Source organism: Mesorhizobium sp. M0761 (assembly GCF_040320205.1).
Taxonomy (GTDB): domain Bacteria; phylum Pseudomonadota; class Alphaproteobacteria; order Rhizobiales; family Rhizobiaceae; genus Mesorhizobium.
The window spans coordinates 400,122-422,801 of the sequence record NZ_JAMYPF010000003.1 but is presented as its reverse complement, the minus strand read 5'-3'; the positions used below and the strand labels follow the sequence as shown (position 1 = coordinate 422,801).

Here is a 22,680-nt window from a genome sequence, read left to right as displayed (position 1 = left end):
GATATTTGATGCGACCGTCATCCCACAAGGTTTTGAAATCGAGGAAGCTACCGGCCTCTTACAATGCGCTGGTAATGCCATTCGTACTTTCCATCCTGATGTCGTGCATTGTTTCCGCGGTAGCGACGCTGATCAATGCGGGCTGGACAACCGGTTTCGTGGCGACCTGGCCGTATGCATGGGGAGCATCATGGCTAGTGGGCTTTCCAAGTCTGCTGCTGGTCTTGCCGATCGTGCGCCGTATCGTTGCGGCAATTGTCGATCAGCCGACCTCGTAGGCCTTGATTACAGAGTCCGACATGCCAAACAAAAACGGCCCTTGCGGGCCGCTTCTACCTTCGACTGACGGCTCGCAGCGCCATTGTCGGCTTCCGCGACCAGATACCCGTCTTCAAGCGGGCAGCCTTCATGCGCGCCGGCCCTCATGCCGATCGTCCTCCGAGCCCGATCCCGAGCGCTCTCAAATGCAGCCGGCCAGCTTGCACTCTTGGCACGCTCCTATCCTGGCCCGTCCGTCACATCGGGCCGGGCATCATCTTGGTCGGTTTTTCCAGCATCGGAAACTCTGCCTTGCTGCATTTCACGTTCGGGTTGGTCGGACTGAACATGCCGTTCGGATTGTCTCTGAACAGCCAGGCATGAAGGTCGTAGTGGACGAACTCCCTCGGAATGAGCGGATAGTGCCCTTCCATCGGTCCCATGAAGGTCTGGCCAAATAGTTTTGGAGGTTCCTTGGTGTCCGGCGTCAGGGGCACCAGCCATTCCACGCCAACCAATCTCAAGCCTTTCTTGGTCGGCTCGTAGATCAGCACATTGGGGCGCATCGGATCGAGTTTCTGACCGACACTCGGGACGTTGACGAAATGGATGCCCATAGCGCCCTTCGGATAGTCCATTGCGCCCTCGATCCTGTCCCCGCTGTAATAGACGCACCCGACAGTCGACAGATAAAGGTCGCGGACGGCGACCGTGTAGTCTTCATATTTGGCGAGCGATTTCTTCAACGCTTCGATGTCGGCTTTGTTGGCGTCCTCGGCTTGAGCCGTGGCCGCTGCGCACCAAGCAGAGACCAGACCTGTCAAAATGAGGACGCCGCAACGCCCAAAACGAGCTGTTCTTGTCATGCATTCCTCCCAGATTTCCTTATCTGGCCGTGCAGGACCGGGGCCGACTAAGTGACTGCGCGGCCGTTTGTACCGCCCCATCCCCTCTGGAACCGCACCAATGCTAATCCCTTCCAAGGCCTCCGGAAAGGGATTATTAGAAATCTCTAATGCGTTAGACCTTTTGGCGGACCACAGGAGCCCAAAAAGAAAGCGGCCCTTGCGGGGCCGCCTTCGCATTTCGATGCCGAACAATTCAGGTCAGCGGCGAAAGCTGGATCTCGACGCGCCGGTTCTGCGCACGGCCGGCCGCCGTTCCATTGGACGCGATCGGACGGGTCTTGCCGAAACCGGTGACGGCGAAGCGGCGCGAATCGACACCTTGGCCCGAGAGATAGTTGGCGACCGCCAATGCACGGCGCTGCGACAGATCGAAATTGTGTTCGTCGCCGCCGGTCGAATCGGTATGGCCGAACACATCGACCGTGGTCTGCTTGAACTTCTTCAGCACCAGCGCAACCGAGTTCAGCACCTGGTAGAAGCCAGGCTTCACCGCATCCTGGTCGACGTTGAAAGTAATGTCGGACGGCATGTTGAGGATGATCTGGTCGCCGGTGCGGGTGACGCTGACGCCGGTGCCTTCGAGCTGGCGGCGCAGTTCAGCCTCGTTCTGGTCCATGGTCGCGCCGATGGCGCCGCCGGCCAGCGCGCCGATACCGGCGCCGATCAGCGCGTTGCGGCGGTCATTGCCGCCGGCAAGCAGGCCGAGGCCCGCGCCCGCCAGGGCGCCAAGGCCGGCGCCGGCTGCGGTGTTCGAAACCTTCTGCTCCCCGGTGTACGGATCGGTCGTGGTGCAGGCACTCACCAGCACAGCCGTCGCAACGGCGACGAGCACAGTCTTTTTCATAGAATCGTCCCTCTCCAAAGCGCGGCCTTTGCGGCTCGCGCATATAAGCCCTTCTCCGGTCTTGTAACATGAAATGCGGCGAAAAACCGAGCGGCGAAAGCGGCTTTTCCCCGCTCGCGCCACTCTTCCGCTTCGGTGGCTGGTGCTGGCCTACCAGAGGTTCTTGCCGTCAATGACGACCACCTCGACCTTATCGAGGTCGAAATCGTCGAACAGCCGCGAATTGACTGATATCTTGGGATTGTCGAAGTCCGGTTTTCCGGTCGACCAGTCCGGCGTTTCGGTGAAGGTGCCGCAGCCGCAAATGGCGCAAAACCCGTGTTTGACGGTCTTCGATCCCCATTGATAGAAGGAAACGTTTTCCGGCGAGCTGGTGAGCTTGAATTGCGACGGAACGTAGTAAGCCCACAGCGAACCGCGCTTGGAGCAGAACGAGCAGGTGCATTGTGTTACCGTCTCGGGCGCCTGCGAAACCTCGAACGTCGTCGCCTTGCAATGACAGCTGGCCTTGATGGTCATGAAAAGCTTTCCTCTCCGTTGCCCGCCACCCATGCGGCAAGGCACCATAAAGGAAGGCTCCTGACAACTGTCTGTCAGCAGGCTCCGGTCGATCGAGCCGAGCGGCGCTCTGGCTGAAGCAGGCCCGTCGTCACCTCCCAATCGTCGTCACCTGCCGATATAGGCGGCCAGTTCGTCCGGCGTCCCGTTTGGGAAAGCCTGTTTCAGAAAATCCAGGAACGCCGACACGCGCGCGCTGAGCAGCCGCCGGGAGGGGTAGAGCGTCCATAGAGAAATTTCGGGGCCGTCAATATCCCCCCAATTCACCAGTGTGCCGTCAGCCAGGTCGTGGGCCACCAACGAAATGGGAAGCCGTCCTGCGCCGATGCCGGCTCGCACCGCATCCCGGACCATGATGAGCGTCGACAAGGCGAGGACCGGCTCGATTCTAAGTGTTGCCCGGCCACCTGGTGTCTTCACCTGCCATGTTTGCCGCTCGCCCGTCCCGCGCGCAACGCCAGGAGCGGCGAGCCCATCGGTCGGGCGAGGAAGGTCCGGGCTCGCCACAACGACCAGGCGGTCGCGGAGAAACGCCCGTCCGACCAGGCTTTCATCGGGATCCGGATTGACCCGGATTACCAGATCGTAGCCTTCCTCGATCATGTCGACATGCCGGTCTTCGGTGGTCACTTCAAGCCTCACCTCAGGATACCTCAGGGCAAATCCCGCGGCGATCCTCCCCATTGCAGTCTGCGAAAAATGCAAAGGCGCGCTGATCCGCAATCTGCCCTTGGGTCTCTGGCCGCCCGACGCAATCGCCGATGCCGTCTCGTCCAGCTCGGCAAGCAACGCCCCCGTCCGCTCGAAGAGCGCCCGTCCTTCTTCGGTCAGCTTCAGGTTACGCGCACCCCGTTCGAACAGACGCAGATCGAGACTGCTTTCCAATTCGCCAACGCGCCGGGACAACGTTGCCTTGGGCCGGCCGGTGGACCTTGCCGCTTTGCCGAAGCCGCCATGGCGGGCCACGAGGTTAAAATCGGCAAGGGCTAAAAGATCCATGACTGTCCCACCAGTGAGACGACGTGTCTAAAATTGCCGTCTACTGGGCTCTTTGTGAGCCACACATATTGGGGCTGTCAAGCAACCCAACAGGAGAAATTCCATGACCATTCTCGTTACCGGCGCCACCGGCAATATCGGCCGCCAAGTCGTCGAACAGCTCGCCAAGCGCGGCGCCGATGTGCGTGCTCTCGTGCGCGATCCGTCGAAAGCCAGTTTTCCGGCAGGCGTATCCGTCGTGCAGGGCGACTTTCTCGATGTCGATTCGCTGCGCAAAGCCATGTCTGGCGTTTCCACGCTGTTTCTCTTGAACGCCGTGGTGCCGGACGAATTCACCCAGGCTTTGATCGCCTTGAACGTCGCCCGATCGGCCGGCATCGAGCGGATCGTCTATCTCTCGGTGATCCACGCTGACGTCTATGTGAACGTGCCGCATTTCGCGGGCAAGTTCGGCGTCGAGCGAATGATCGAGCAGATGGACTTCAAAGCTACGATCTTGCGCCCGGCCTACTTCATCCAGAACGATCTGACGGTCGAAGACGTCATCACCGGCTACGGCACCTACCCAATGCCGATCGGCCCCAAGGGTCTCGCCATGATCGATGCCCGCGATATCGCCGAGGTCGCCGCTCTTGAGCTGCTGCGTCGCGAACGGTCCAAGGAGCCGCTTGCGTTCGAGAGGATCAACCTCGTCGGTCCGCAGACACTGACCGGGACGGATATTGCCGCAATCTGGTCAGACGTACTCGCCCGCCCGATCAGCTACAGCGGCGACAATACGGAGGGTTTTGAGCAAAATCTCAAGCAGTTCCTGCCCGCCTGGATGGCCTACGACATGCGCCTGATGGGCGAGCGCTTCTTCACCGACGGGATGCTGCCCGAGGCCGGCGACGTCGAGCGCCTGACGGCACTTCTGGGTCGCCCACTGCGCCCGTATCGCGACTTCGCCTCAGCACTCGCTGCTTCCGTCTGACGCAAGCGCCTTCAGCACCAAGGCCGGCCTTCCGATGAGAACTGCCAACAGAACTCAGTAGGAACGCGGTGGCACGAACAGGCAGATCGTCTTGCCTGCGTCGAGGCCGGCCTGGTGCGCGCACCAGTGGAAATCGCCGTCGGGTGAGTCCTTGACCCGCTTGTCGCTCATCGGAACGACCTCCCCCGTTCCGGCGATGACATAGCCCTCCGGCTTTTCCAGCACCTCGCCGGTGTGGGTGGTGCGGCAGTCGTAGTTTGCGCAGCAGGCGAAGGGATAACTCCAGCCTTGCGGCTTCGCCGCCGTGGGCTTGGCGTCATGTGCGAAGGCGGGTGCCGTCAGCACCGCCATAGCAAGCATCGCGATTGCAAAGATCGGGGTGACGAACAAGGAAAACAGGAGTCGGCCAGCCGGTTGAACGGCTCTAGCCGATCGGAGAGTGGCAGCAGACATGGAAGCGTTCCTTTCAAACGAGCATCAAGCGTTTCGCTTGCCCGTTCCCGGAACGTGTCTTCCCAGTGGCCGGATCGTCAGGTCGCAGATATGCCGCGTCCGGCCATAAATGCTTTTTCTCTTCCAGCCCTCGGATGCTGGGCTGATTCCTTGGCCGGCGCAAGAAGTTGCTGCGCGAGGCCGCACATCTACGCCGCTATCTGCAACCGCTGACGAGATCCAAGGCCAGGCTCAACTCCCGGCAGACGGGCAACGAAACAACGGGATTGGCCGTATGTGGTTCCAGCCTATACGTCGCCTGGACCGGCGATCACATGCCCTTCATATTGCGGCAAGTCGTCGGCGATGGTGAACCATGGCGCCTTGGAGCCGACGAAGATGTGCGCGGTCGGCCGGATCGTCGGATCGTCGACCAGCGTGCCCATGGCGACGTGGACATAGGCGCCGTCGCGGACCAGCGAATACAGCAACGAGCCGCAGCGGCTGCAATGCGCATCGTGGCCGCTGTCATCGCCGAAATGGATGAGCCCGTGATGCCCTTCGGCAAGGGCAAGTTTCTCGCGCTCGATGCCGGCGAAAGGCTTGAAGGCGGAACCTGTGGTGCGCCGGCAGTTTGAACAATGGCAGTTGGCGGCATAGACGAACTCGTCCGCCACTTCATACTGGACCGCGCCGCAAAAGCATTTGCCGGTGAGCCTGCGACTCATGGTTCCTCCTTCGCTCCCCCTCCCAGGGATCCTTCTGATTCAAGTCGGCCGAGTCGAGAGTGGCGGAAGCGCAGGAATCAGCCATTCGCAGCCCGGCCTCACCTGAATATGGACATATCCTAGTCGAGGTCGGCCACGGCTTCACCGGCACCGCCCTCGATGCGCTGCGACAACGAGGCTTCCATGAAGTCGTCGAGGTCGCCGTCGAGCACGCTCGACGGGCTGGTGCTCTCGACGCCGGTGCGCAGGTCCTTCACCAACTGGTAGGGCTGCAGCACATAGGAACGAATCTGGTGACCCCAGCCGATGTCGCTCTTCGACGCTTCTGTGGCATTGGCCACCGCTTCGCGCTTCTTCAGCTCTTCCTCGTAAAGGCGCGAGCGCAGCATTTCCCAGGCCTTCGCCTTGTTCTTGTGCTGCGAGCGTTCGGCCTGGCAGGCAACCGCGATGCCGGTGGCGATATGGGTGATGCGAACCGCCGAGTCCGTGGTGTTGACGTGCTGGCCGCCCGAACCGGATGAGCGATAGGTGTCGATGCGTACATCGGATTCCGAGACGTCGATCTCGATCCTGTCATCAACGACCGGGTAGACCCAGACGCTGGAGAAGGACGTGTGGCGGCGCGCATTGCTGTCATAGGGTGAAATGCGGACCAGGCGATGAACGCCCGACTCCGTCTTCAGCCAGCCATAGGCATTGTGGCCCTTGATCAGAAGCGTGGCGGACTTGATGCCGGCCTCTTCGCCGTCATGGACTTCGAGCACTTCGACCTTGAAACGACGACGCTCGGCCCAGCGCGTATACATGCGCAGTAGCATCGAGGCCCAGTCCTGGCTCTCGGTGCCGCCGGCGCCGGCATGGACTTCGAGATAGGTGTCGTTGGCGTCTGCCTCGCCCGACAGCAGCGTCTCGACCTGGCGGGCCTTGGCCTCGCCCTGCATCGAGCGGAGGGCTGCTTCCGCTTCGGCGATCACGCTCTGATCGCCCTCTTCCTCACCCAGTTCGATCAGGCCGATATTGTCTTCCAGCGCCTGCGTCAGGCTTTTGACGCCGGCGATCCCGTCTTCGAGGCCCTGGCGCTCGCGCATCAGCTTCTGCGCTTCCAGCGGATCATTCCAGAGGCTGGAATCCTCGGCGCGCACGTTCAGGTATTCAAGCCGCTTTATGGCCTGATCCCAGTCAAAGATGCCTCCTCAGCAGGGTGATCGCCTGCCTGATCTCGTCGACAATGTTCTGCGTTTCCGCGCGCATGGCTGGTTGTTCTGTCCTGTTTTTGAAGTGGCGCTTGGGTCGGCGCGATACATAGGCACGGCATTGCTGCCTGTAAAGCGAAATGGGCCGGCTCAACAAGCCAGCCCATTCGACGTAAAAAATCAGGTCGTCAGTAGAGTCCGCCGCCGGGTGCCTGGATAGCTTCCGTAGCCTGCGGCGATAGCGGTCCGCCGGCGCCGTTGGACCCGTCGGCGCCCATGCCGATCACCCAATAGCTGTCGGCTGGGCCGGTGCCGGGCTTGAAGGCTTCGATGATGGTGCCGGGATCGCCCGACGCGGCACGCATGCCGGTCTTGCGGTTGATCGCGACCAGGTTCATGCCTTCCGGCACCTTGAAGTCGACATTCGGCGTGCCGTCCAGCGCAACGCGCATGAAGTCCTTGAAGATAGGTGCCGCCAGACCACCGCCGGTGGCGCCATGGCCGAGACCGCGCGGCGTGTCGTAACCCATGTAAAGGCCGACGACGAGGTTCGGCGTATAGCCGATGAACCAGGCGTCCTTCTCGTCATTGGTCGTTCCGGTCTTGCCGGCGATGTGGCGGCCAAGCTCGGCGATGGTGGCGCCGGTGCCGCGCTGGACCACGCCTTCCATCATCGAGGTGATCTGGTAGGCCGTCATCGGATCGAGCACCTGCTCGGAATTGTCGACCAGTTCCGGTTCGGGCTGGTTGTTCCATTCGGGCGCGTTGCAGCCTTCGCAGCCGCGCTCGTCCTGCTTGAACACGGTCTTGCCGTAGCGGTCCTGGATGCGGTCGATGAGCGAGGGTTTGATCGACTTGCCGCCATTGGCCATGATCGAATAGGCCGACACCATGCGCATCACCGTCGTCTCGCCGGAGCCCAGCGCCATCGGCAGATACGGCGCCAGATGGTCGTAGACGCCGAACCTCTCGGCATACTCCACCACCAGCTTCATGCCCATGTCGTTGGCGAGCCGCACCGTCATCAAATTGCGCGACTTTTCGATACCGGAGCGCAAGGTCGCGGGGCCGGCCACCGTGCCGTCATAGTTCTTCGGCGTCCAGGTCGTGTTGCCGCTCTGGATGGTGATCGGTCCGTCCATGATAACCGAGGCCGGCGTATAGCCATTGTCGAGCGCGGCCGAATAGACGATCGGCTTGAAGGACGATCCCGGCTGGCGCATCGCCTGCGTGGCGCGGTTGAACTCCGACTGCGCATAGGAGAAGCCGCCGACCATGGCCAGCACGCGGCCGGTATGTGGATCCATGGCGATCAGGCCGCCCTCCACTTCCGGCACCTGGCGCAACGTGTAGGCGCCTTCCGACCCTTCGTTCTTCTGCACGAAGATGACGTCGCCGGGCTGCAGTACATCGGCCGGAGACTTGGCCTTGACCGTCTTGCCATCGACCACATGGCGCATGGCAAAGCTCATGTCTTCCTTGCTGACGGCGCCTTCGACGCGTTCCTTGACGATGTCGCCTGATATCTGCCGCGTCGGCTGCAGGCCGATGGAAAGGCCGGTCGCCGAGCTGTCGAGCACGACGGCAAGCGACCATTCCGGCACGTCTTCCAGCCCCTTGACGTTGCCCAGCGCCACGCCCCAGTCGCCGGAAGCATCGATATGCGTCACCGGTCCGCGATAGCCGCGCAGCGTGTCGTATTTGAGCAAGCCGTTCTGCATCGACTTGCGGGCGATGAGCTGGATCTTCGGATCGAGCGTCGTGCGCACCGAAAGGCCGCCCTCATAGAGCGCGTTCTCGCCATAGCGCGAGATGATCTGGCGGCGCACTTCCTCGGTGAAATATTCACCCGCAAACAGATAGGAGCCATTGCGGCGCGGCGTCACGCCAAGCGGCTCGGCCTTGGCCTTGTCGCCTTCCTCGCGCGTCACGTAGCCGTTCTCGACCATCTGGTCGATGACCCAGTTGCGGCGCTCGATGGCGCGGTCGGCATGCTTGAAGGGATGGTAGTTGTTGGGCCCCTTCGGCAGCGACGCCAGATAAGCGGCTTCCGCGACGGTGAGTTCGTTGACCGACTTGTCGAAATAGGTCAGTGCCGCGCCCGCAACGCCATAGGCGCCGAAACCGAAGAAGATTTCGTTGAGATAGAGCTCAAGGATGCGGTCCTTCGAATAAGCCTGCTCGATGCGGAAGGCCAGGATCATCTCCTTGATCTTGCGCTCGTAGGTCTGGTCCGAGGACAAGAGGAAGTTCTTCGCCACCTGCTGGGTGATGGTCGAGGCGCCGACCTGGCGCCTGCCCGAACCCAGATTCTGCAGGTTGACGTAGATGGCGCGGCCAAGCCCGGTGATGTCGATGCCGGGATGGTTGTAGAAATTCTTGTCCTCGGCCGACAGGAACGCCGCCTTGACCCGGTCCGGAACCGCCTGGATCGGTAGATAGAGCCGCCGTTCGCGCGCATATTCGGCCATCAGCGAGCCGTCGGAAGCATGGATGCGGGTCGTCACTGGCGGCTCGTACTTGGCCAGAACCTCGTAGTCGGGCAGGTCTTTCGATAGATGGCTGATGTATATCGCCACGCCCGCGGCGACGATAAGCGCCAGCGTCGTGCCGATACCAAAGAAATAGCCGATAAGACGAATCATGCCCGCTCCAGTCCGAGGTCCGGGAATTTCCTAGACGAAGCCGCCTTTCGCGCAAGCCTTCGCAACTGTCCCGATCCGTGATGGAAAACCCATGTCGCCACCATGTGGGCAAAATACGGCAGTGCCCGGTTTAGGCATCCCCCACCTGAAATAAAAGCGCCTGGTGTTGTCGTCGTGCAACGCTGCCTCCGGTCGTGGGCGGCGGCGACCATCTCAGCCTCCGGTTCCCGTTCCCATCTTGGCGGAGGCAAACAGGGCGACGGCGTTGGTGATGCTCTCCGCCGCCTTGCCGCGCCAGTCGGCGTCGAGCAGTTGCGCTTCATCCTTGGCGTTGGAGAGATAGCCGAGTTCCACCAGCACCGACGGCACATCGGGCGCTTTCAGCACTTTGAAACCGGCCGAACGCTGCGGATTGTTGATCAGGCCGACGCTGGTGGACAACTGGCCGACCAGAGTGTGGGCAAAGCTCATCGAGAAATTATGCGTCTCGCGGCGGATCAGGTCGATCAGTATGTCGGTGACTTCCTTGTTGTCGTCCTTGATCACCATGCCGGCGAACTGGTCGGAGAGGTTTTCACGGTCGGCAAGCGCCTGCGCTTGCGGATCGGACGCCTTGTCGGAGACGGTATAGACGGTGGCGCCTCTGATACCCTTGACGCTGATCGTGTCGGCATGGATCGAGATCAAAAGGTCGGCCTCGTGCTGACGGGCGATGCGCACGCGGTCATCGAGCCGCAGGAACTCGTCGGAATCGCGCGTCATGAACACGTCGTAGTTGCCGACGGCGGCGAGCTTGTCGCGCAGTTCGGTGGCGAAGGCCAGCGTCACGTTCTTCTCGATGGTGCCGTTGAGGCCTTCGGCGCCACCGTCGATGCCGCCATGGCCGGGATCGATGACGATGGTGAAGCGATGCCCGGGATTGGAGATCGGCCCTGTGCCGACCCTGGAGCCCTTGTCGGTGGAGACGGTCGAGCCGGTGGTCAGCGCCTGGTTGGCAAGGGCTTCGTCGAACTCGCGGTCGGAGGCTGCCGACACGTCGATGGCGATGCGATAGCCTGCGCCGTCCTCGTTCTTGAGCACCTCGAGCTTGTCGACCGAGAACGGCCCCTTGCCGGTCAGGATCAGCCGCGATCCCTCGCCCTGATCGCCATAACGCACCGCTTTGACCAGGCCGCGGGCCTTGGCGTCCTTCGCGCCAATGGCGAATCGGGTGCGCGGCAGGTCCACGACCAGCCGGTTGGGGCCGCGCAGCAGGAACCATTTGATGTCGGGCTCGCGGTCGAAATCGATGACGATGCGCATCTTGGTTGCGTCGCCGGCCATCTTGTAGGCGGTGGCGCCGAGTGGCGCATCGGCGGCGCGTGAAACCGGCGCAAAAGCAAGGCAAAGCGCCAGCAGCAACAGCACACCGGCAGCGCGCAGGAAACGGCCTGCACGGCCATGGCCCTTGTCTGTGGTGCCCGCCAGTCCCATTTCTTTGCAGTCGCTCCCGGTTTGGCGCCTTGCGCCCGCGTGGTTGGTCGAAATGCCGGTCAGGCCGCAGACTCGATTAACGATTGGTATCCAGAGAAGGTTAACCAAGCCTTTTCATTGAGGATTAAGGCCTGTGCTTCCGTTACGGCACTGCTTTTTGCCGGCATCCGAAATCGGGGTTGCCTTCCACCCCGTCAAATCATAAAAGCGATGGTGGATCACTGCAATCCTGGAACCGCTTCTCCCGCAGCTTCCTGCTACAGGTCAGATGAAAGGCGGCTCCTTTCGCTCCAGCGAAAAGGCTTAGGTGATCGCGACGAATTTCGCAGGTGTGCGCCCGTGGCGGGGGAATCGCCTGCGTGAGGAAAACGGCCGGGTTTGTTCCCGTGCCGGCTCTGTATGAGCAAACAAGCTGGTCCGGTTCGTCCGGGCTTTGGTTCAAAAGGTTCTGCTGGTGACGATGGCTTCAAGCGCAATCATGGAAAGGTCCGCATCAAACCGCGCCATTGTGGCTGCGGGCGGCACCGCCATGGCGCTCAAGCGGCGTCCGGCGGACATTCAGACATCCGGCACCCACATCCCAGACACGCAGCAGCGGGCTTTGCCTCGCAAGCTGCGGCTGACGGCTGCCGGGAGGAAACGAAATAATGCCCAACAAAATGCTGATAGACGCCTCCCACCCGGAGGAAACACGCGTTGTCGTTATCCGCGGTAACCGTATTGAAGAATTCGACTTTGAATCCCAGGACAAGAAGCAGCTCAAAGGAAACATCTATCTCGCCCGCGTAACGCGCGTCGAACCTTCCCTTCAGGCAGCCTTTGTCGAATATGGCGGCAACCGTCACGGTTTCCTCGCCTTCAGTGAAATTCACCCCGACTATTACCAGATCCCGGTCGCCGATCGTCAGGCTTTGCTGCGCGCTGAAGCGCAGGAAGCCGAGGACGAGGAGAACGAGGACAATGACGGCGACGACCGCCAGAGCCGCGATCGCGGCCGGCGCGGCCGCCGGCGCGGCGGCAAGGGTCGTGAGCGCGGCGAACACAAGCGCGACGCCGGCGCCGATGATGAGAACGGCGAACATGGCGATGCCGGCAGCGATGCCGTCTCCGAAGAGCCTGCTTCCGAGCATGCCGCGGCCGATACCGCCGGGCATGACGATCATGCCGGGCATGGCGACAGCGAAGCTTCCGACGCCGAGACATCCGGGAGCGAACCGTCGGAAGGCGGCCCGACATCGATTGCGGCAAGCGTCGAAGCGGATGTGATCTCCGAAGCTGTCCCTGCGGCGGAGCCGGGTGACGAAAGGTCGTCCAGCGAGGCAAGCGGCGAAGCCACCTCCGGGGACAATGACCGCGGCATGCTGGAAGAGGTGCAGTCCTCGCATCCGGACGACCACGAGATCGAATCCGTAGGCGCCGAGGATGCGCTGGAAGAGGTGCGCAGCCGCCGCAAGCCGGTGCGCCGCCAGTACAAGATTCAGGAAGTCATCAAGCGCCGGCAGATCCTGCTGGTGCAGGTGGTCAAGGAAGAGCGCGGCAACAAGGGCGCTGCACTCACCACCTATCTGTCGCTTGCCGGCCGCTATTCCGTGCTGATGCCCAACACCGCACGCGGCGGCGGCATTTCGCGCAAGATCACCAGTGCGGTCGACCGCAAGCGCCTCAAGGAGGTCGTTGCCGATCTCGAAGTGCCGCAGGGCATGGGCGTCATCCTGCGCACCGCCGGCGAAAGCCGCACCAAGGCGGAAATCAAGCGCGACTACGAATATCTGATGCGGCTTTGGGAAAACGTCCGCAATCTGACGCTGCAATCCACCGCCCCTGCCCTCGTCTATGAGGAAGGCAGCCTGATCAAGCGCTCGGTGCGCGACCTCTACAACAAGGATATTGACGAGATTCTTGTCTCCGGCGAGGAAGGCTACCGCGAGGCCAAGGATTTCATGCGCATGCTGATGCCGAGCCACGCCAAGGTCGTTCAGCCGTTCCGCGACACGACGCCGATCTTCGTGCGCAACGGGATCGAGGCGCAGCTCGACCGCATGCTGCAGCCGCAGGTGACGCTGAAGAGCGGCGGCTACATCATCATCAACCAGACCGAGGCGCTGGTCGCCATCGACGTCAATTCGGGCCGCTCCACCAAGGAGCACTCGATCGAGGACACCGCTCTCCACACCAACCTTGAAGCGGCGGAAGAAGTCGCCAGGCAATTAAGGCTGCGCGATCTCGCCGGCCTGATCGTCATCGACTTCATCGACATGGAGGAGAACCGCAACAACCGCTCCGTCGAGAAGCGGCTGAAGGATCACCTCAAGAACGACCGAGCCCGCATCCAAGTCGGCCGCATCTCGCATTTCGGCCTGATGGAGATGTCGCGCCAGCGCATCCGCGCCAGCGTGCTGGAATCAACCATGAAGCCGTGCCCTCATTGCGGCGGCACTGGCCATGTGCGCTCCGATTCGTCGGTGGCGCTGATGGTGGTGCGGGCGATCGAGGAATTCCTGCTCAAGGATTCGCGCAGCCACATCACGGTGCGGACTCCGGCGGCGACCGCTCTCTATGTGCTCAACCACAAGCGCGGCACGCTGGTGGAACTCGAAAGCCGCTTTGGCCTGACCATCACCGTCGAGGCCGATGATACGGTCGGTGTGCAGCACTACGCGATCTTCCGCGGCGCCATTGCCGAAAAGCCGGAAGGCTTTGTCGAAGCGCGAACCTTCCCGGCCTATGTCGAGCCGGAAGAGCCCGAGGACGAGATCGTCATCGAGGAGGAAGACGACGAGGTTGTGGTACAGGCCGAGCAGCCGCGCCAGGCGCAGCCGCAATCGCAGCAGCAGCCGAGATCGGCTGAGGACGGCGAAGGCCGCGATCGCAAGCGTCGCAAGCGCCGCAGGCGGCGCGGCGGCAAGGATCGCGAACGCGAACATGGCGATCGCGAGCATGGCGCCGAAGGTGCTTCGGTTTCGGCGGCAAGCGACGACTTTGCCGCTGAACCAGGCGATGACGATGCAACACAGCAAGACGAAGCCCAGGTTGGCGCCGTCGAAATGGTGGAAGCATCAGATGACGCCCAGGGCAAGAAGCGCCGTCGCGGCAAGCGCGGCGGCAAGCGCAATCGTCGCGAAGACGGCACGGAGACCGAAGCCGGCGAAACCGCCTCGGTGGCCGAGGCCGCTGAAGTCGGAACGGCCGCAAGCGAGCCCGTAGCAGCCGTAGCGGTTGAAGAAGCAGCGGCTCCCGCCGCGGCGAACGACGACGCTCCAGCCGAAAAGCCGAAGAAGAAGCGCGCTTCAAGGGCAAAGAAGGCTGTGGTGGAAGTCGCCGATGAGACGGCGGCCGAGGCTGCACCGGAAGCTGCCGTCGAAGCAGCCGCCCCCGCTGCGGCCGATGCCGCCACGGAAACGACCGACGACGAGCCCGCCAAGGCTCGCCCGTCACGGCGCAAAGCCGTGGCCGCGGATACCTCCGCGGTGCCGGTGGTTTCCTCCAGCGTTGCCGACGAGGCAAAGGCCGAGGAAAAGCCGAAGCGCGCCGGCTGGTGGCAGCGGAAGGGCTTTTTCTAAGCTATTCAGCCGATTAAGATAGGTTCCTGACAAAAATCCCGCGCCGTTCAAACCACGGCGCGGGATTTTTGCATGCACGAATGACGGAAGGCGTCAGGGGGCGAAAATCGACCAGTTCATCATCCTGGCCAGTTTTTCCAAGGCGATCGACCCCAGCTTGGAATTGCCGTTGGCGTTCAAGCCCGGCGACCATACGGCGAGCGAAGCAACACCCGGCACGATCCCCAATATGCCACCGCCGACGCCGCTTTTGCCGGGAATGCCGACACGGAAGGCGAAATCGCCGGAACCGTCATAGTGGCCGCAGGTCAGCATCATGGCGCCGATGCGCCGCGCCCGCTCGGCAGACACCACGGAGTGCCCGGTTGCCGGGTTTCTGCCGCCATTGGCGAGGAAGCGGCCGGCCAGCGCCAATTGCCGGCAGCTCATGGCGATGGCGCAATGGTGGAAGTACACGCCCAGCGCCAGCTCCGGTGCATGGTTGAGATTGCCGAAGGATTTCATGTAGTTGGCAAGCGCGAAGTTGCGATAGCCGGTGGCGCGTTCGGAAGCCGCGACCTCGCGGTCGATGATGATGGTTTCGTCATCGGCAAGGAACTGGATGAAGCGCAGGATTTCGCCGATCGCCTCGCGCGGCTGGTGGCCGGCAAGCAGTATGTCGGACACGACGATGGCGCCGGCATTGATGAACGGATTGCGCGGAATGCCGTTCTCATGCTCGAGTTGCACGATCGAGTTGAACGGATTGCCCGACGGCTCGCGTCCGACACGCTGCCACAGCGCGTCGCCGACATTGCCGAGCGCCAACGTAAGCGTAAACACCTTGGAGATGGACTGGATCGAAAACGCCTGGTCGGCGTCGCCGGCGACCAGCACGCGGCCGTCATTGGTCACGGCGGCAATGCCGAATTTCTTCGGATCGACCTTGCCGAGCTGCGGAATGTAGGTGGCGACGTCACCGCAATCGGTGCGCTCGGCCATCTCGGCGGCGACATCGGCCAGCGCTTGTTCAAGATCCGGCATGCTCGTCCCCGCTTTTCAGCCAGCGCTCGATGCGCGCCATCGCCTCGACCATGTCGTCATGGCTGCCGGCATAGGAAAAGCGCATCGTGCGGTGGCCCTGAAGTGGATCGAAATCGCGGCCGGGCGTCGCCGCCACATGCGCCCCGGCCAGCATCTTGCGCGCAAAGGCCATGCTGTCATTGGTATGCCGGGTAACATCGCAGAAAGCGTAGAAGGCGCCGTCCATCGGCGCCGCCAAGGGAAATCCGAGTTCCGGCAGGCGCCGCATCAACAGCTCGCGGTTCCAGGCGTAGCGCGCCTTTACCGCTTCCAGCTCTTGCGTCGCCTTGAAGGCTTCGATCGCCGCGATCTGCGACAGTTCCGGCGGCGAGATGTAGAGGCTCTGGGCGATGCGCTCGATCGGCCTCACCAGAGCTTCCGGCAGCACCATCCAGCCGATGCGCCATCCGGTCATGCAATAATATTTCGAGAAGGAATTGATCACCGTCACGCCTGAGCCATGGGCCAGCGCCGTGGTGTCGGGCGCGGCATAGGCCAGCCGGTGATAAATTTCGTCCGATATCACCGCGATGCCGAGTTCTTCGGCTGTCCTCACCAGTGCCGACAACTCGTCGACGGGAATGACCGCACCTGTCGGATTGGCCGGGCTGGCGAACAACACGCCCTTCAGCGGTTTTTCCCGGTGCGCCGATTTCAAATGTTCGGCATGAAGATAGGCGTCGCTGCCGAGCTCGATCTCGACGATCTGGATACCGAGCGCGGCCATGATGTTGCGGTAGGCCGGATAGCCGGGTGCTGCGATGGCGACGCGGTCGCCGGGATCGAACATCGCCAGGAATGCCAGATTGAAGGCGGCCGACGATCCCGTGGTCACGGCGATCCGGTTCGGCGCGACATCGATCCCGTAATGGTCGCCACAATGCGTCGCGATCGCCTTACGCAGATCCGCCAGACCGAGCGTGTCGGTATAGCCGATGCGTCCGATCCTCAGCGCATTTGCGGCTGCTTCCCTCACGCCCACGGGCGCCGGATCGGATGGCTGGCCGACGGCCATGGACACGACAGGCACGCCCGTCGCCTTCAGCCGGTTGGCTTCGGCCAGAATGTCCATGGCGTGAAACGGCTCGACTTCACCGCGGCGCGACAGCGAAACTACCATTTGACCTCAATCTTTCCGTCCGGCCCGCCGCTCAAAGCCATCAACCGGCGGCAGCGCCGCACAAATGCCCGATTGATGTGAGGATCACAAGTTCGCCTAGTTTCGGTGCCGTGACTTTTCATCGTTCGCCCGCTCGTTTACCAGTGGACCTCATGCTGAGCCGACCCAAATCGACGATGTCCAAATCTTCCATCGGGAAGACAGCGCGCGGCTTCGCGACGCTTTTGCTTGCGGCCGCCATCGCTGTCACCGGCTCGGTGACGGCCTTCGCCCAGGCGGTGCCGGTCGTGCGCGATGCCGAGATCGAGGCGCTGGTGCGCGACTATGCGCGGCCGATCTTCAAGGCGGCCGGTCTTGCCAATGACGGTGTCGATATCGTTCTGGTCAACGATCAGAGCTTCAACGCCTTCGTTACCGGGCGCCGGCTGTTCATCAACACCGGCGCGCTGATGCAGGCCGAAACGCCCAACGAGATCATCGGCGTCATCGCCCATGAGGCCGGCCACATCGCAGGCGGCCATCAGCAGAAATTGCGCGACCAGCTCGAGCGCGCCAAGACCATGGCCATCATCGCCACGCTGCTTGGCGCCGGCGCCATCGTTGCCGGCGCCACCACCAACAGCCGCGGCCTTGCCGGCGCCGGCATGGGTGTCGCCGCGGGCGGCGGCGAGATGGCGCAGCGCAGCATTCTTGCCTACCAGCGCACCGAAGAGTCGACCGCCGACCGCTCTGCCATCACCTATCTCAATGCCACCGGCCAGTCCGGCATGGGCATGCTGAAGACCTTCGCCCGCTTCCAGAGCGCGCTGTCGCTTTCCGGCACGCAGGTCGATCCCTACCGCATCAGCCACCCGATGCCGCAGGAGCGCATCGCCAATCTCGAAGTGCTGGTCAAGCAGAGCCCTAACGTCGACAAGGTCGATCCGCCGGCACTGCAGCAGCGGCACGACATGATGCGCATCAAGATCGCCGCCTATATGGGCGGCCAGGCCGCGGCCACGCGGCTGATCCGCAAGGCCCCGGGCAGCCTCGCCTCGCGCTATGGCGAAGCGCAGATGGCCTATCTCTATGGCAATCTGGGTGCGGCGCTGACCAAGGCCAATGCACTGATCAAGGAACAGCCGAAGAACCCCTACTTCCAGGAAATGCGCGGCGACATACTGATGAAGGCTAACAAGCCCAAGGACGCCGCGGACGCCTATGCCAAGGCGGTCAGCCTCGATCCGGTGGGGTCGGGCCTGTTGCCCGTTTCTCTCGGCCAGGCGCTGATGGCCATCGGCACGCCCGATTCGCTGAAGAAGGCGGTGGTGCAGATCAACAACGGCCTCGGGCGCGACAAGGAAAACACGGTCGGATACCGCTATCTCGCCCAGGCCTATGGCGAGCTTGGCAACATTCCGGCGGCGGAACTCGCCACCGCCGAGGGCCATTTCTATTCCGGCGATTACACGAATGCGAAAATTTTCGCCATGCGCGCGCAAAAGGACTTGAAGCGTGGCGAACCCGGCTGGATTCGGGCGCAGGACATCATAAACTACAACCCTTCAGGCAAACTCAAGAAATGAACCTTCCGGTCGCCCGCGGCGACTAGGATAGACCGGAACCGGTAAAGAGGATGAGACGATGAACAAGGCAATATTGCTCGGCACGACGGGAGTGGCGGCTGCTCTTGCCATGCTCGCTTTCGGGTTCGTCGCCGGCAGTCCGCAGGTGGCCAAGGCCGGCACGGCGCAGACCGCGCAAACCGCCTCTGCCGACACCAAGATCGATCGCACTGAGGTCGAGGGCATTATCCGCGACTATCTCCTGAAGAACCCCGAAGTGCTGCTCGAAGTGCAGGAGGCGCTCGAGGCCAAGCAGAAGGAAGAGCAGCGCATAGCCAGCCTCGGCGTCATCGAGAAGGCCAAGTCCGAGATTTTCAACTCGACCTTCGACGGCGTCGTCGGCAATCCGAAGGGCAAGGTCACCATCGTCGAATTCTACGACTACAATTGCGGCTTCTGCAAACGCGCCATCGACGACATGCAGGCTCTGACAAAGGCCGATCCGGAGCTGCGCTTCGTGCTCAAGGAATTCCCGATCCTCGGGCCGGATTCGCAAAAGGCCAGCGTCGTCTCGATGGCTTTCCACCTGATGCATCCGGAGAAATACGGCGAGTTCCACAACGCCCTGCTCGGCGGCCAGGGTCGCGCTACCGAGGCGGCGGCCATCAAGGTTGCGCTGTCGCTAGGCGCCGATGAGGCGAAATTGCGCGAGAAGATGAAGGACCCGACCATCACCGAGGCCTTCTCCAAGACCTTCGACCTCGCCAACAAGCTGGCCATCACCGGAACGCCGTCCTATGTCGTCGGCAATGAAGTGGTGTTCGGCGCGCTCGGCCAGGAAGTGCTGGCCGAAAAGATCGAGGCGGCGAAAGCCGCGCTCTGATCTTGCACGCGAGCCTTCTCACGGGCACATTTCCGCCTGTTGTGGACAGTGAAAGATCGCACTTGTGCTCTTTCCGCGGGCGGCTATGCCCATTATAGAAGGCCCTGCGCGCCGGCTTGAGGCCGGCGTCGGAAAAGGTCGGCATTTTTGAAAACGATTTTCGTCCTGAACGGCCCCAACCTGAACGCGCTCGGCAAGCGCGAGCCGGGCATCTATGGCGGCAAGACGCTTGCCGCGATCGCCGACGACTGTAAGCAGGCGGGCGCCGCCCTTGGCCTCGAGATTGATTTTCGCCAGTCGAACCATGAGGGCGACCTCGTCGACTGGATCCAGGAAGCCGGCGACAAGGCAGCCGGCATCGTCATCAATCCGGGTGCCTACAGCCACACCTCGATTGCCATTCACGACGCCATCCGCGCTGTCGCGCCGCTGCCCGTCGCCGAAGTTCACCTCTCCAACATCCACGCGCGGGAACCATTCCGCCACGTCTCCATGGTCGCGCCGGTCGCTGTCGGCATGATCTGCGGGTTCGGGCCGCTTGGCTACTCGCTGGCGCTGCAGGCGCTGGCGGCACGCCTATGACCGGCCCACAAACAGAAGGCTCGAAAATGTCGATAAAGAAGACCGGTGTTGACCAGCAACTGATCCGCGATCTCGCGGGCATACTGAACGACACCAATCTCACCGAGATCGAAGTCGAGCTCGGCGACCTGAAGGTGCGCGTGTCGCGCCAGGCGCCGGCCGTCCACGCCATCGCCGCACCGCAGGCCGGTTATGCTCCGGCAGCGCAGCAGCCCGCGGCGGGCGCGGCTGCCGCACCAGCAGTGGCCGATCCGTCCAAGAACGCGGTCCCCTCGCCGATGGTCGGCACCGCTTATCTCGCGCCCTCGCCCGACGCCAAGGCCTTCATCGAAGTCGGCCAGAAGGTCAAGGAAGGCCAGACGCTGCTGATCATCGAAGCGATGAAGACGATGAACCAGATCCCTTCGCCGCGCGCCGGCACGGTGACGGCGATCCTGTTCGAGGACGGCCAGCCGGTCGAGTACGGCATGCCGCTCGTCGTGATCGAGTAGAGCGGGCCGGATGTTCCAGAAGATCCTCATCGCCAACCGCGGCGAAATCGCGCTTCGGGTGCTGCGCGCCTGCAAGGAACTCGGCATCCAGACCGTGGTCGTGCATTCGACCGCCGACGCTGACGCCATGCATGTCAGGCTCGCCGACGAAAGCGTGTGCATCGGTCCGCCGCCGTCGCGCGACAGCTATCTCAACATCCACCAGATCGTCGCAGCCTGCGAGATCACAGGCGCCGATGCCGTGCATCCGGGCTATGGCTTCCTGTCGGAAAACGCCAAGTTCGCCGACATTCTCGCCGCCCACAACATCACCTTCATCGGCCCGTCGGGCGACCACATCCGCATCATGGGCGACAAGATCGAGGCCAAGCGCACCGCAAAGCGGCTCGGCATTCCGGTTGTGCCGGGCTCCGACGGCGCCGTCACCGATCAAAAGGAAGCCAGGCGCATTGCCGCCGAGATCGGCTATCCCGTGATCATCAAGGCATCGGCAGGCGGTGGCGGGCGCGGTATGAAGGTCGCCCTTACCGAGGCTGACCTCGAGATCGCCTTGCAGACAGCCAGCACGGAGGCCGGCGCGGCCTTCGGCGACGATGCCGTCTACATCGAGAAATACTTGGAAAAGCCGCGCCACATCGAGGTCCAGGTATTCGGCGACGGCGCCGGCCGCGGCGTGCATTTCGGCGAGCGCGACTGTTCGCTGCAACGCCGCCACCAGAAAGTCTGGGAAGAGGCGCCCTCGCCGGCCCTCAACGCCGAGGAGCGCGCCCGCATCGGCAATATCTGTGCCAAGGCCATCGCCGACCTCGGCTACTCCGGCGCAGGCACCATCGAATTCCTGTACGAGAATGGCGAGTTCTACTTCATCGAGATGAACACGCGGCTGCAGGTCGAGCATCCGGTGACGGAGGCGATCACCGGCATCGATCTGGTCCACGAACAGATCCGCGTTGCCTCCGGCGGCGGGCTTTCGGTGCGCCAGGAGGACATCAAGTTCAACGGCCACGCCATAGAATGCCGCATCAATGCCGAGGACCCGCGCACCTTCACGCCTTCGCCCGGCACGATTACGCATTTCCACACGCCTGGCGGTCTCGGCATCCGCGTCGATTCCGGTGTCTATTCCGGCTACAAGATCCCGCCCTATTATGACAGCCTGATCGGCAAGCTGATCGTGCACGGCCGCAACCGCGTCGAATGCATGATGCGGCTGCGCCGGGCGCTCGACGAGTTCGTCGTCGATGGCATCAAGACGACACTGCCGCTGTTTCGCGACCTGGTCGGCAATGCCGATATCGCCAATGGCGACTACGACATCCACTGGCTGGAAAAGTATCTGGCCAAAGAGGAATAGCGCCCGAATTGCCGCTATGATGCCGCGATGACCCGCCCTTACGCTCCCGGCTATCGCATTCCGACCGACCTGTTGCTCAAGGCCTATGCCTCGGGCGTCTTCCCGATGGCCGAGAGCGCTTCCGACCCGGAAGTGTTCTGGGTGCGGCCGGAGACGCGCGGCATCATTCCGCTCGATGGCTTCCACACGCCGAAGAGCTTGAAGAAGACGATCCGCAAGCACCCGTTCGACATCCGCTTCGATTTCGATTTCGAGGCGACGATCGACGGCTGCGCCGAAAAGCGCGAGGAGCGCCGCTCGACCTGGATCAACGCGCCGATCCGCGAAGCCTATATCGAGCTGCACCGTCTTGGGCACTGCCATTCGGTCGAGGCATGGCGCGAGGAACGGCTGGTCGGCGGCCTCTATGGCGTGTCGCTCGGTCGCGTGTTCTTCGGCGAAAGCATGTTCGCCCGGGAAACCGACGCGTCCAAGACCTGCCTGTATCATCTGGTCGAGCGGCTGAAGGCGCGCGGCTTTGCCCTGCTCGACACGCAATTCACCACTGAGCATCTCAAACGCTTCGGCGCGGTCGACGTGCCGCGCGTCAAATACGAGAAGATGTTGGCCGAGGCGCTGAAGGGCGAAGCCGTTTTTTATCCCTGATCGGAGACCGAGCGGCCGAGCCGGCTCGACCGGTGAAAGGGGTCAGCCCTTCGCGGTTTCCATCGGCGTCTGCGAATGGAACATCATCTTCCAGCCGTTGACACGGTGGACATAGCCGGTGCTGACCAGCGCCGCGTAGGGCTCGCCGTTTTCCCGTGTCGCATGAGCCTCATAGGTCAGCATGATAATGTCGCTGCCGGGCTCGATGATACCCTTGAGGTCGATCTGAAGGTCGCGCCAGCGGTTGGGCTTGGTCGCGGTCTTGGCCAGATCGGCATTGTCCATTGCCTGTGCCATCTCAGGAAACGCCACCAGGCATTCTGTGTCGACATTGGCGGCGTAATAAGCTTCGTCGCCCGTCCAGAACCCCTTTTCGAGTTCGAGCAGGTCGTCTTTGCTGGCCGTGATCCGTTTGCTGTCCGACATCA

21 protein-coding genes are annotated in these 22,680 nt (G+C 62.5%); 9 read left to right on the top strand and 12 right to left on the bottom strand.

Annotated elements, in window-relative coordinates; translation table 11 throughout:
- Nucleotides 1-8 precede the first annotated feature (8 nt).
- Nucleotides 9-278, top strand: a complete 270-nt coding sequence (locus NKI32_RS07360) for a DUF2798 domain-containing protein (protein ID WP_023667468.1) — start codon at nucleotides 9-11, stop codon at nucleotides 276-278.
- A 237-nt stretch (nucleotides 279-515) separates the two neighbouring features.
- On the opposite strand, the gene NKI32_RS07355 is transcribed toward NKI32_RS07360, so the two are convergent.
- The 4 genes from NKI32_RS07355 to NKI32_RS07340 form a co-directional block, all read right to left on the bottom strand.
- Nucleotides 516-1,124 carry a hypothetical protein gene (locus NKI32_RS07355; RefSeq protein ID WP_023715783.1) on the bottom strand — a complete coding sequence of 203 codons (609 nt, stop codon included), beginning with the start codon at nucleotides 1,122-1,124 and terminating at the stop codon, nucleotides 516-518.
- 235 nt (nucleotides 1,125-1,359) lie between these two features.
- Entirely contained in the window at nucleotides 1,360-2,010 is a 651-nt protein-coding gene (locus NKI32_RS07350) for a YiaD family glycine zipper/OmpA-like lipoprotein (protein ID WP_023667470.1), read from the bottom strand.
- A gap of 150 nt (nucleotides 2,011-2,160) precedes the next feature.
- On the bottom strand, nucleotides 2,161-2,529 hold the full coding sequence (locus tag NKI32_RS07345; RefSeq protein WP_023667471.1) for a GFA family protein: 369 nt from the start codon (nucleotides 2,527-2,529) through the stop codon (nucleotides 2,161-2,163).
- Between the two features lie 147 nt (nucleotides 2,530-2,676).
- Nucleotides 2,677-3,567 carry a LysR family transcriptional regulator gene (locus NKI32_RS07340; protein ID WP_352535557.1) on the bottom strand — a complete coding sequence of 297 codons (891 nt, stop codon included), beginning with the start codon at nucleotides 3,565-3,567 and terminating at the stop codon, nucleotides 2,677-2,679.
- Nucleotides 3,568-3,670: 103 nt separating this feature from the next.
- Between NKI32_RS07340 and NKI32_RS07335 the strand changes: the two genes are divergently transcribed.
- The gene (locus NKI32_RS07335; protein ID WP_023741412.1) at nucleotides 3,671-4,540 is read left to right on the top strand and encodes an NmrA/HSCARG family protein; all 870 of its coding nucleotides are present in this window, start codon (nucleotides 3,671-3,673) and stop codon (nucleotides 4,538-4,540) included.
- A 54-nt stretch (nucleotides 4,541-4,594) separates the two neighbouring features.
- On the opposite strand, the gene NKI32_RS07330 is transcribed toward NKI32_RS07335, so the two are convergent.
- From NKI32_RS07330 to NKI32_RS07310, 5 genes are all read right to left on the bottom strand, one after another.
- Nucleotides 4,595-4,993: a hypothetical protein gene (locus NKI32_RS07330; RefSeq protein ID WP_023708478.1), complete on the bottom strand. Its 399-nt coding sequence runs from the start codon at nucleotides 4,991-4,993 to the stop codon at nucleotides 4,595-4,597.
- A 287-nt stretch (nucleotides 4,994-5,280) separates the two neighbouring features.
- Nucleotides 5,281-5,700 carry a GFA family protein gene (locus tag NKI32_RS07325; protein ID WP_023805259.1) on the bottom strand — a complete coding sequence of 140 codons (420 nt, stop codon included), beginning with the start codon at nucleotides 5,698-5,700 and terminating at the stop codon, nucleotides 5,281-5,283.
- A 119-nt stretch (nucleotides 5,701-5,819) separates the two neighbouring features.
- A protein-coding gene (prfB, locus tag NKI32_RS07320; RefSeq protein ID WP_155922402.1) for a peptide chain release factor 2 occupies nucleotides 5,820-6,951 on the bottom strand; the annotation gives its coding sequence in 2 pieces (ribosomal slippage) (nucleotides 5,820-6,884 and nucleotides 6,886-6,951; 1,131 coding nt in all).
- 130 nt (nucleotides 6,952-7,081) lie between these two features.
- Nucleotides 7,082-9,538, bottom strand: a complete 2,457-nt coding sequence (locus NKI32_RS07315; RefSeq protein WP_023695364.1) for a penicillin-binding protein 1A — start codon at nucleotides 9,536-9,538, stop codon at nucleotides 7,082-7,084.
- Nucleotides 9,539-9,751: 213 nt separating this feature from the next.
- Nucleotides 9,752-11,011, bottom strand: coding sequence for an N-acetylmuramoyl-L-alanine amidase (locus NKI32_RS07310; RefSeq protein WP_023688387.1), 1,260 nt, complete (start codon nucleotides 11,009-11,011; stop codon nucleotides 9,752-9,754).
- A gap of 647 nt (nucleotides 11,012-11,658) precedes the next feature.
- Between NKI32_RS07310 and NKI32_RS07305 the strand changes: the two genes are divergently transcribed.
- Nucleotides 11,659-14,571, top strand: coding sequence for an Rne/Rng family ribonuclease (locus NKI32_RS07305; protein WP_353002406.1), 2,913 nt, complete (start codon nucleotides 11,659-11,661; stop codon nucleotides 14,569-14,571).
- Nucleotides 14,572-14,664: 93 nt separating this feature from the next.
- Here NKI32_RS07305 and NKI32_RS07300 read toward each other — a convergent pair whose 3' ends face one another.
- Complete coding sequence (locus NKI32_RS07300; RefSeq protein WP_023691223.1) at nucleotides 14,665-15,594, bottom strand: glutaminase; 930 nt, start codon at nucleotides 15,592-15,594, stop codon at nucleotides 14,665-14,667.
- Nucleotides 15,581-16,753, bottom strand: coding sequence for a pyridoxal phosphate-dependent aminotransferase (locus tag NKI32_RS07295; RefSeq protein ID WP_023725769.1), 1,173 nt, complete (start codon nucleotides 16,751-16,753; stop codon nucleotides 15,581-15,583). Before NKI32_RS07295 ends, NKI32_RS07300 begins: the two co-directional genes overlap by 14 nt.
- A gap of 152 nt (nucleotides 16,754-16,905) precedes the next feature.
- Here NKI32_RS07295 and NKI32_RS07290 point away from each other — a divergent pair, with 152 nt between their 5' ends.
- The 6 genes from NKI32_RS07290 (at nucleotide 16,906) to aat (ending at nucleotide 22,252) form a co-directional block, all read left to right on the top strand.
- Nucleotides 16,906-18,318 carry a M48 family metalloprotease gene (locus NKI32_RS07290; protein ID WP_352755158.1) on the top strand — a complete coding sequence of 471 codons (1,413 nt, stop codon included), beginning with the start codon at nucleotides 16,906-16,908 and terminating at the stop codon, nucleotides 18,316-18,318.
- Nucleotides 18,319-18,376: 58 nt separating this feature from the next.
- Entirely contained in the window at nucleotides 18,377-19,180 is an 804-nt protein-coding gene (locus NKI32_RS07285; protein ID WP_023695370.1) for a DsbA family protein, read from the top strand.
- Nucleotides 19,181-19,327: 147 nt separating this feature from the next.
- Entirely contained in the window at nucleotides 19,328-19,762 is a 435-nt protein-coding gene (gene aroQ / locus NKI32_RS07280) for a type II 3-dehydroquinate dehydratase (RefSeq protein WP_023667485.1), read from the top strand.
- Between the two features lie 26 nt (nucleotides 19,763-19,788).
- Nucleotides 19,789-20,253 carry an acetyl-CoA carboxylase biotin carboxyl carrier protein gene (accB, locus tag NKI32_RS07275; RefSeq protein WP_023681496.1) on the top strand — a complete coding sequence of 155 codons (465 nt, stop codon included), beginning with the start codon at nucleotides 19,789-19,791 and terminating at the stop codon, nucleotides 20,251-20,253.
- A 10-nt stretch (nucleotides 20,254-20,263) separates the two neighbouring features.
- Complete coding sequence (accC, locus tag NKI32_RS07270) at nucleotides 20,264-21,607, top strand: acetyl-CoA carboxylase biotin carboxylase subunit (protein WP_023681497.1); 1,344 nt, start codon at nucleotides 20,264-20,266, stop codon at nucleotides 21,605-21,607.
- A gap of 27 nt (nucleotides 21,608-21,634) precedes the next feature.
- Entirely contained in the window at nucleotides 21,635-22,252 is a 618-nt protein-coding gene (gene aat / locus NKI32_RS07265; protein ID WP_023667488.1) for a leucyl/phenylalanyl-tRNA--protein transferase, read from the top strand.
- Between the two features lie 42 nt (nucleotides 22,253-22,294).
- On the opposite strand, the gene NKI32_RS07260 is transcribed toward aat, so the two are convergent.
- Nucleotides 22,295-22,678, bottom strand: a complete 384-nt coding sequence (locus NKI32_RS07260; protein WP_023667489.1) for a hypothetical protein — start codon at nucleotides 22,676-22,678, stop codon at nucleotides 22,295-22,297.
- Nucleotides 22,679-22,680 lie beyond the last annotated feature (2 nt).

What these genes read in the sequence shown, in the direction of transcription:
- NKI32_RS07360 (WP_023667468.1), top strand. Translation starts at nt 9, where the DNA reads ATGCGACCGTCATCCCACAAGGTTTTGAAATCGAGGAAGCTACCGGCC.
- NKI32_RS07355 (WP_023715783.1), bottom strand. Translation starts at nt 1,124, where the DNA reads ATGACAAGAACAGCTCGTTTTGGGCGTTGCGGCGTCCTCATTTTGACA.
- NKI32_RS07350 (WP_023667470.1), bottom strand. Translation starts at nt 2,010, where the DNA reads ATGAAAAAGACTGTGCTCGTCGCCGTTGCGACGGCTGTGCTGGTGAGT.
- NKI32_RS07345 (WP_023667471.1), bottom strand. Translation starts at nt 2,529, where the DNA reads ATGACCATCAAGGCCAGCTGTCATTGCAAGGCGACGACGTTCGAGGTT.
- NKI32_RS07340 (WP_352535557.1), bottom strand. Translation starts at nt 3,567, where the DNA reads ATGGATCTTTTAGCCCTTGCCGATTTTAACCTCGTGGCCCGCCATGGC.
- NKI32_RS07335 (WP_023741412.1), top strand. Translation starts at nt 3,671, where the DNA reads ATGACCATTCTCGTTACCGGCGCCACCGGCAATATCGGCCGCCAAGTC.
- NKI32_RS07330 (WP_023708478.1), bottom strand. Translation starts at nt 4,993, where the DNA reads ATGTCTGCTGCCACTCTCCGATCGGCTAGAGCCGTTCAACCGGCTGGC.
- NKI32_RS07325 (WP_023805259.1), bottom strand. Translation starts at nt 5,700, where the DNA reads ATGAGTCGCAGGCTCACCGGCAAATGCTTTTGCGGCGCGGTCCAGTAT.
- NKI32_RS07315 (WP_023695364.1), bottom strand. Translation starts at nt 9,538, where the DNA reads ATGATTCGTCTTATCGGCTATTTCTTTGGTATCGGCACGACGCTGGCG.
- NKI32_RS07310 (WP_023688387.1), bottom strand. Translation starts at nt 11,011, where the DNA reads ATGGGACTGGCGGGCACCACAGACAAGGGCCATGGCCGTGCAGGCCGT.
- NKI32_RS07305 (WP_353002406.1), top strand. Translation starts at nt 11,659, where the DNA reads ATGCCCAACAAAATGCTGATAGACGCCTCCCACCCGGAGGAAACACGC.
- NKI32_RS07300 (WP_023691223.1), bottom strand. Translation starts at nt 15,594, where the DNA reads ATGCCGGATCTTGAACAAGCGCTGGCCGATGTCGCCGCCGAGATGGCC.
- NKI32_RS07295 (WP_023725769.1), bottom strand. Translation starts at nt 16,753, where the DNA reads ATGGTAGTTTCGCTGTCGCGCCGCGGTGAAGTCGAGCCGTTTCACGCC.
- NKI32_RS07290 (WP_352755158.1), top strand. Translation starts at nt 16,906, where the DNA reads ATGCTGAGCCGACCCAAATCGACGATGTCCAAATCTTCCATCGGGAAG.
- NKI32_RS07285 (WP_023695370.1), top strand. Translation starts at nt 18,377, where the DNA reads ATGAACAAGGCAATATTGCTCGGCACGACGGGAGTGGCGGCTGCTCTT.
- accB (WP_023681496.1), top strand. Translation starts at nt 19,789, where the DNA reads ATGTCGATAAAGAAGACCGGTGTTGACCAGCAACTGATCCGCGATCTC.
- accC (WP_023681497.1), top strand. Translation starts at nt 20,264, where the DNA reads ATGTTCCAGAAGATCCTCATCGCCAACCGCGGCGAAATCGCGCTTCGG.
- aat (WP_023667488.1), top strand. Translation starts at nt 21,635, where the DNA reads ATGACCCGCCCTTACGCTCCCGGCTATCGCATTCCGACCGACCTGTTG.
- NKI32_RS07260 (WP_023667489.1), bottom strand. Translation starts at nt 22,678, where the DNA reads ATGTCGGACAGCAAACGGATCACGGCCAGCAAAGACGACCTGCTCGAA.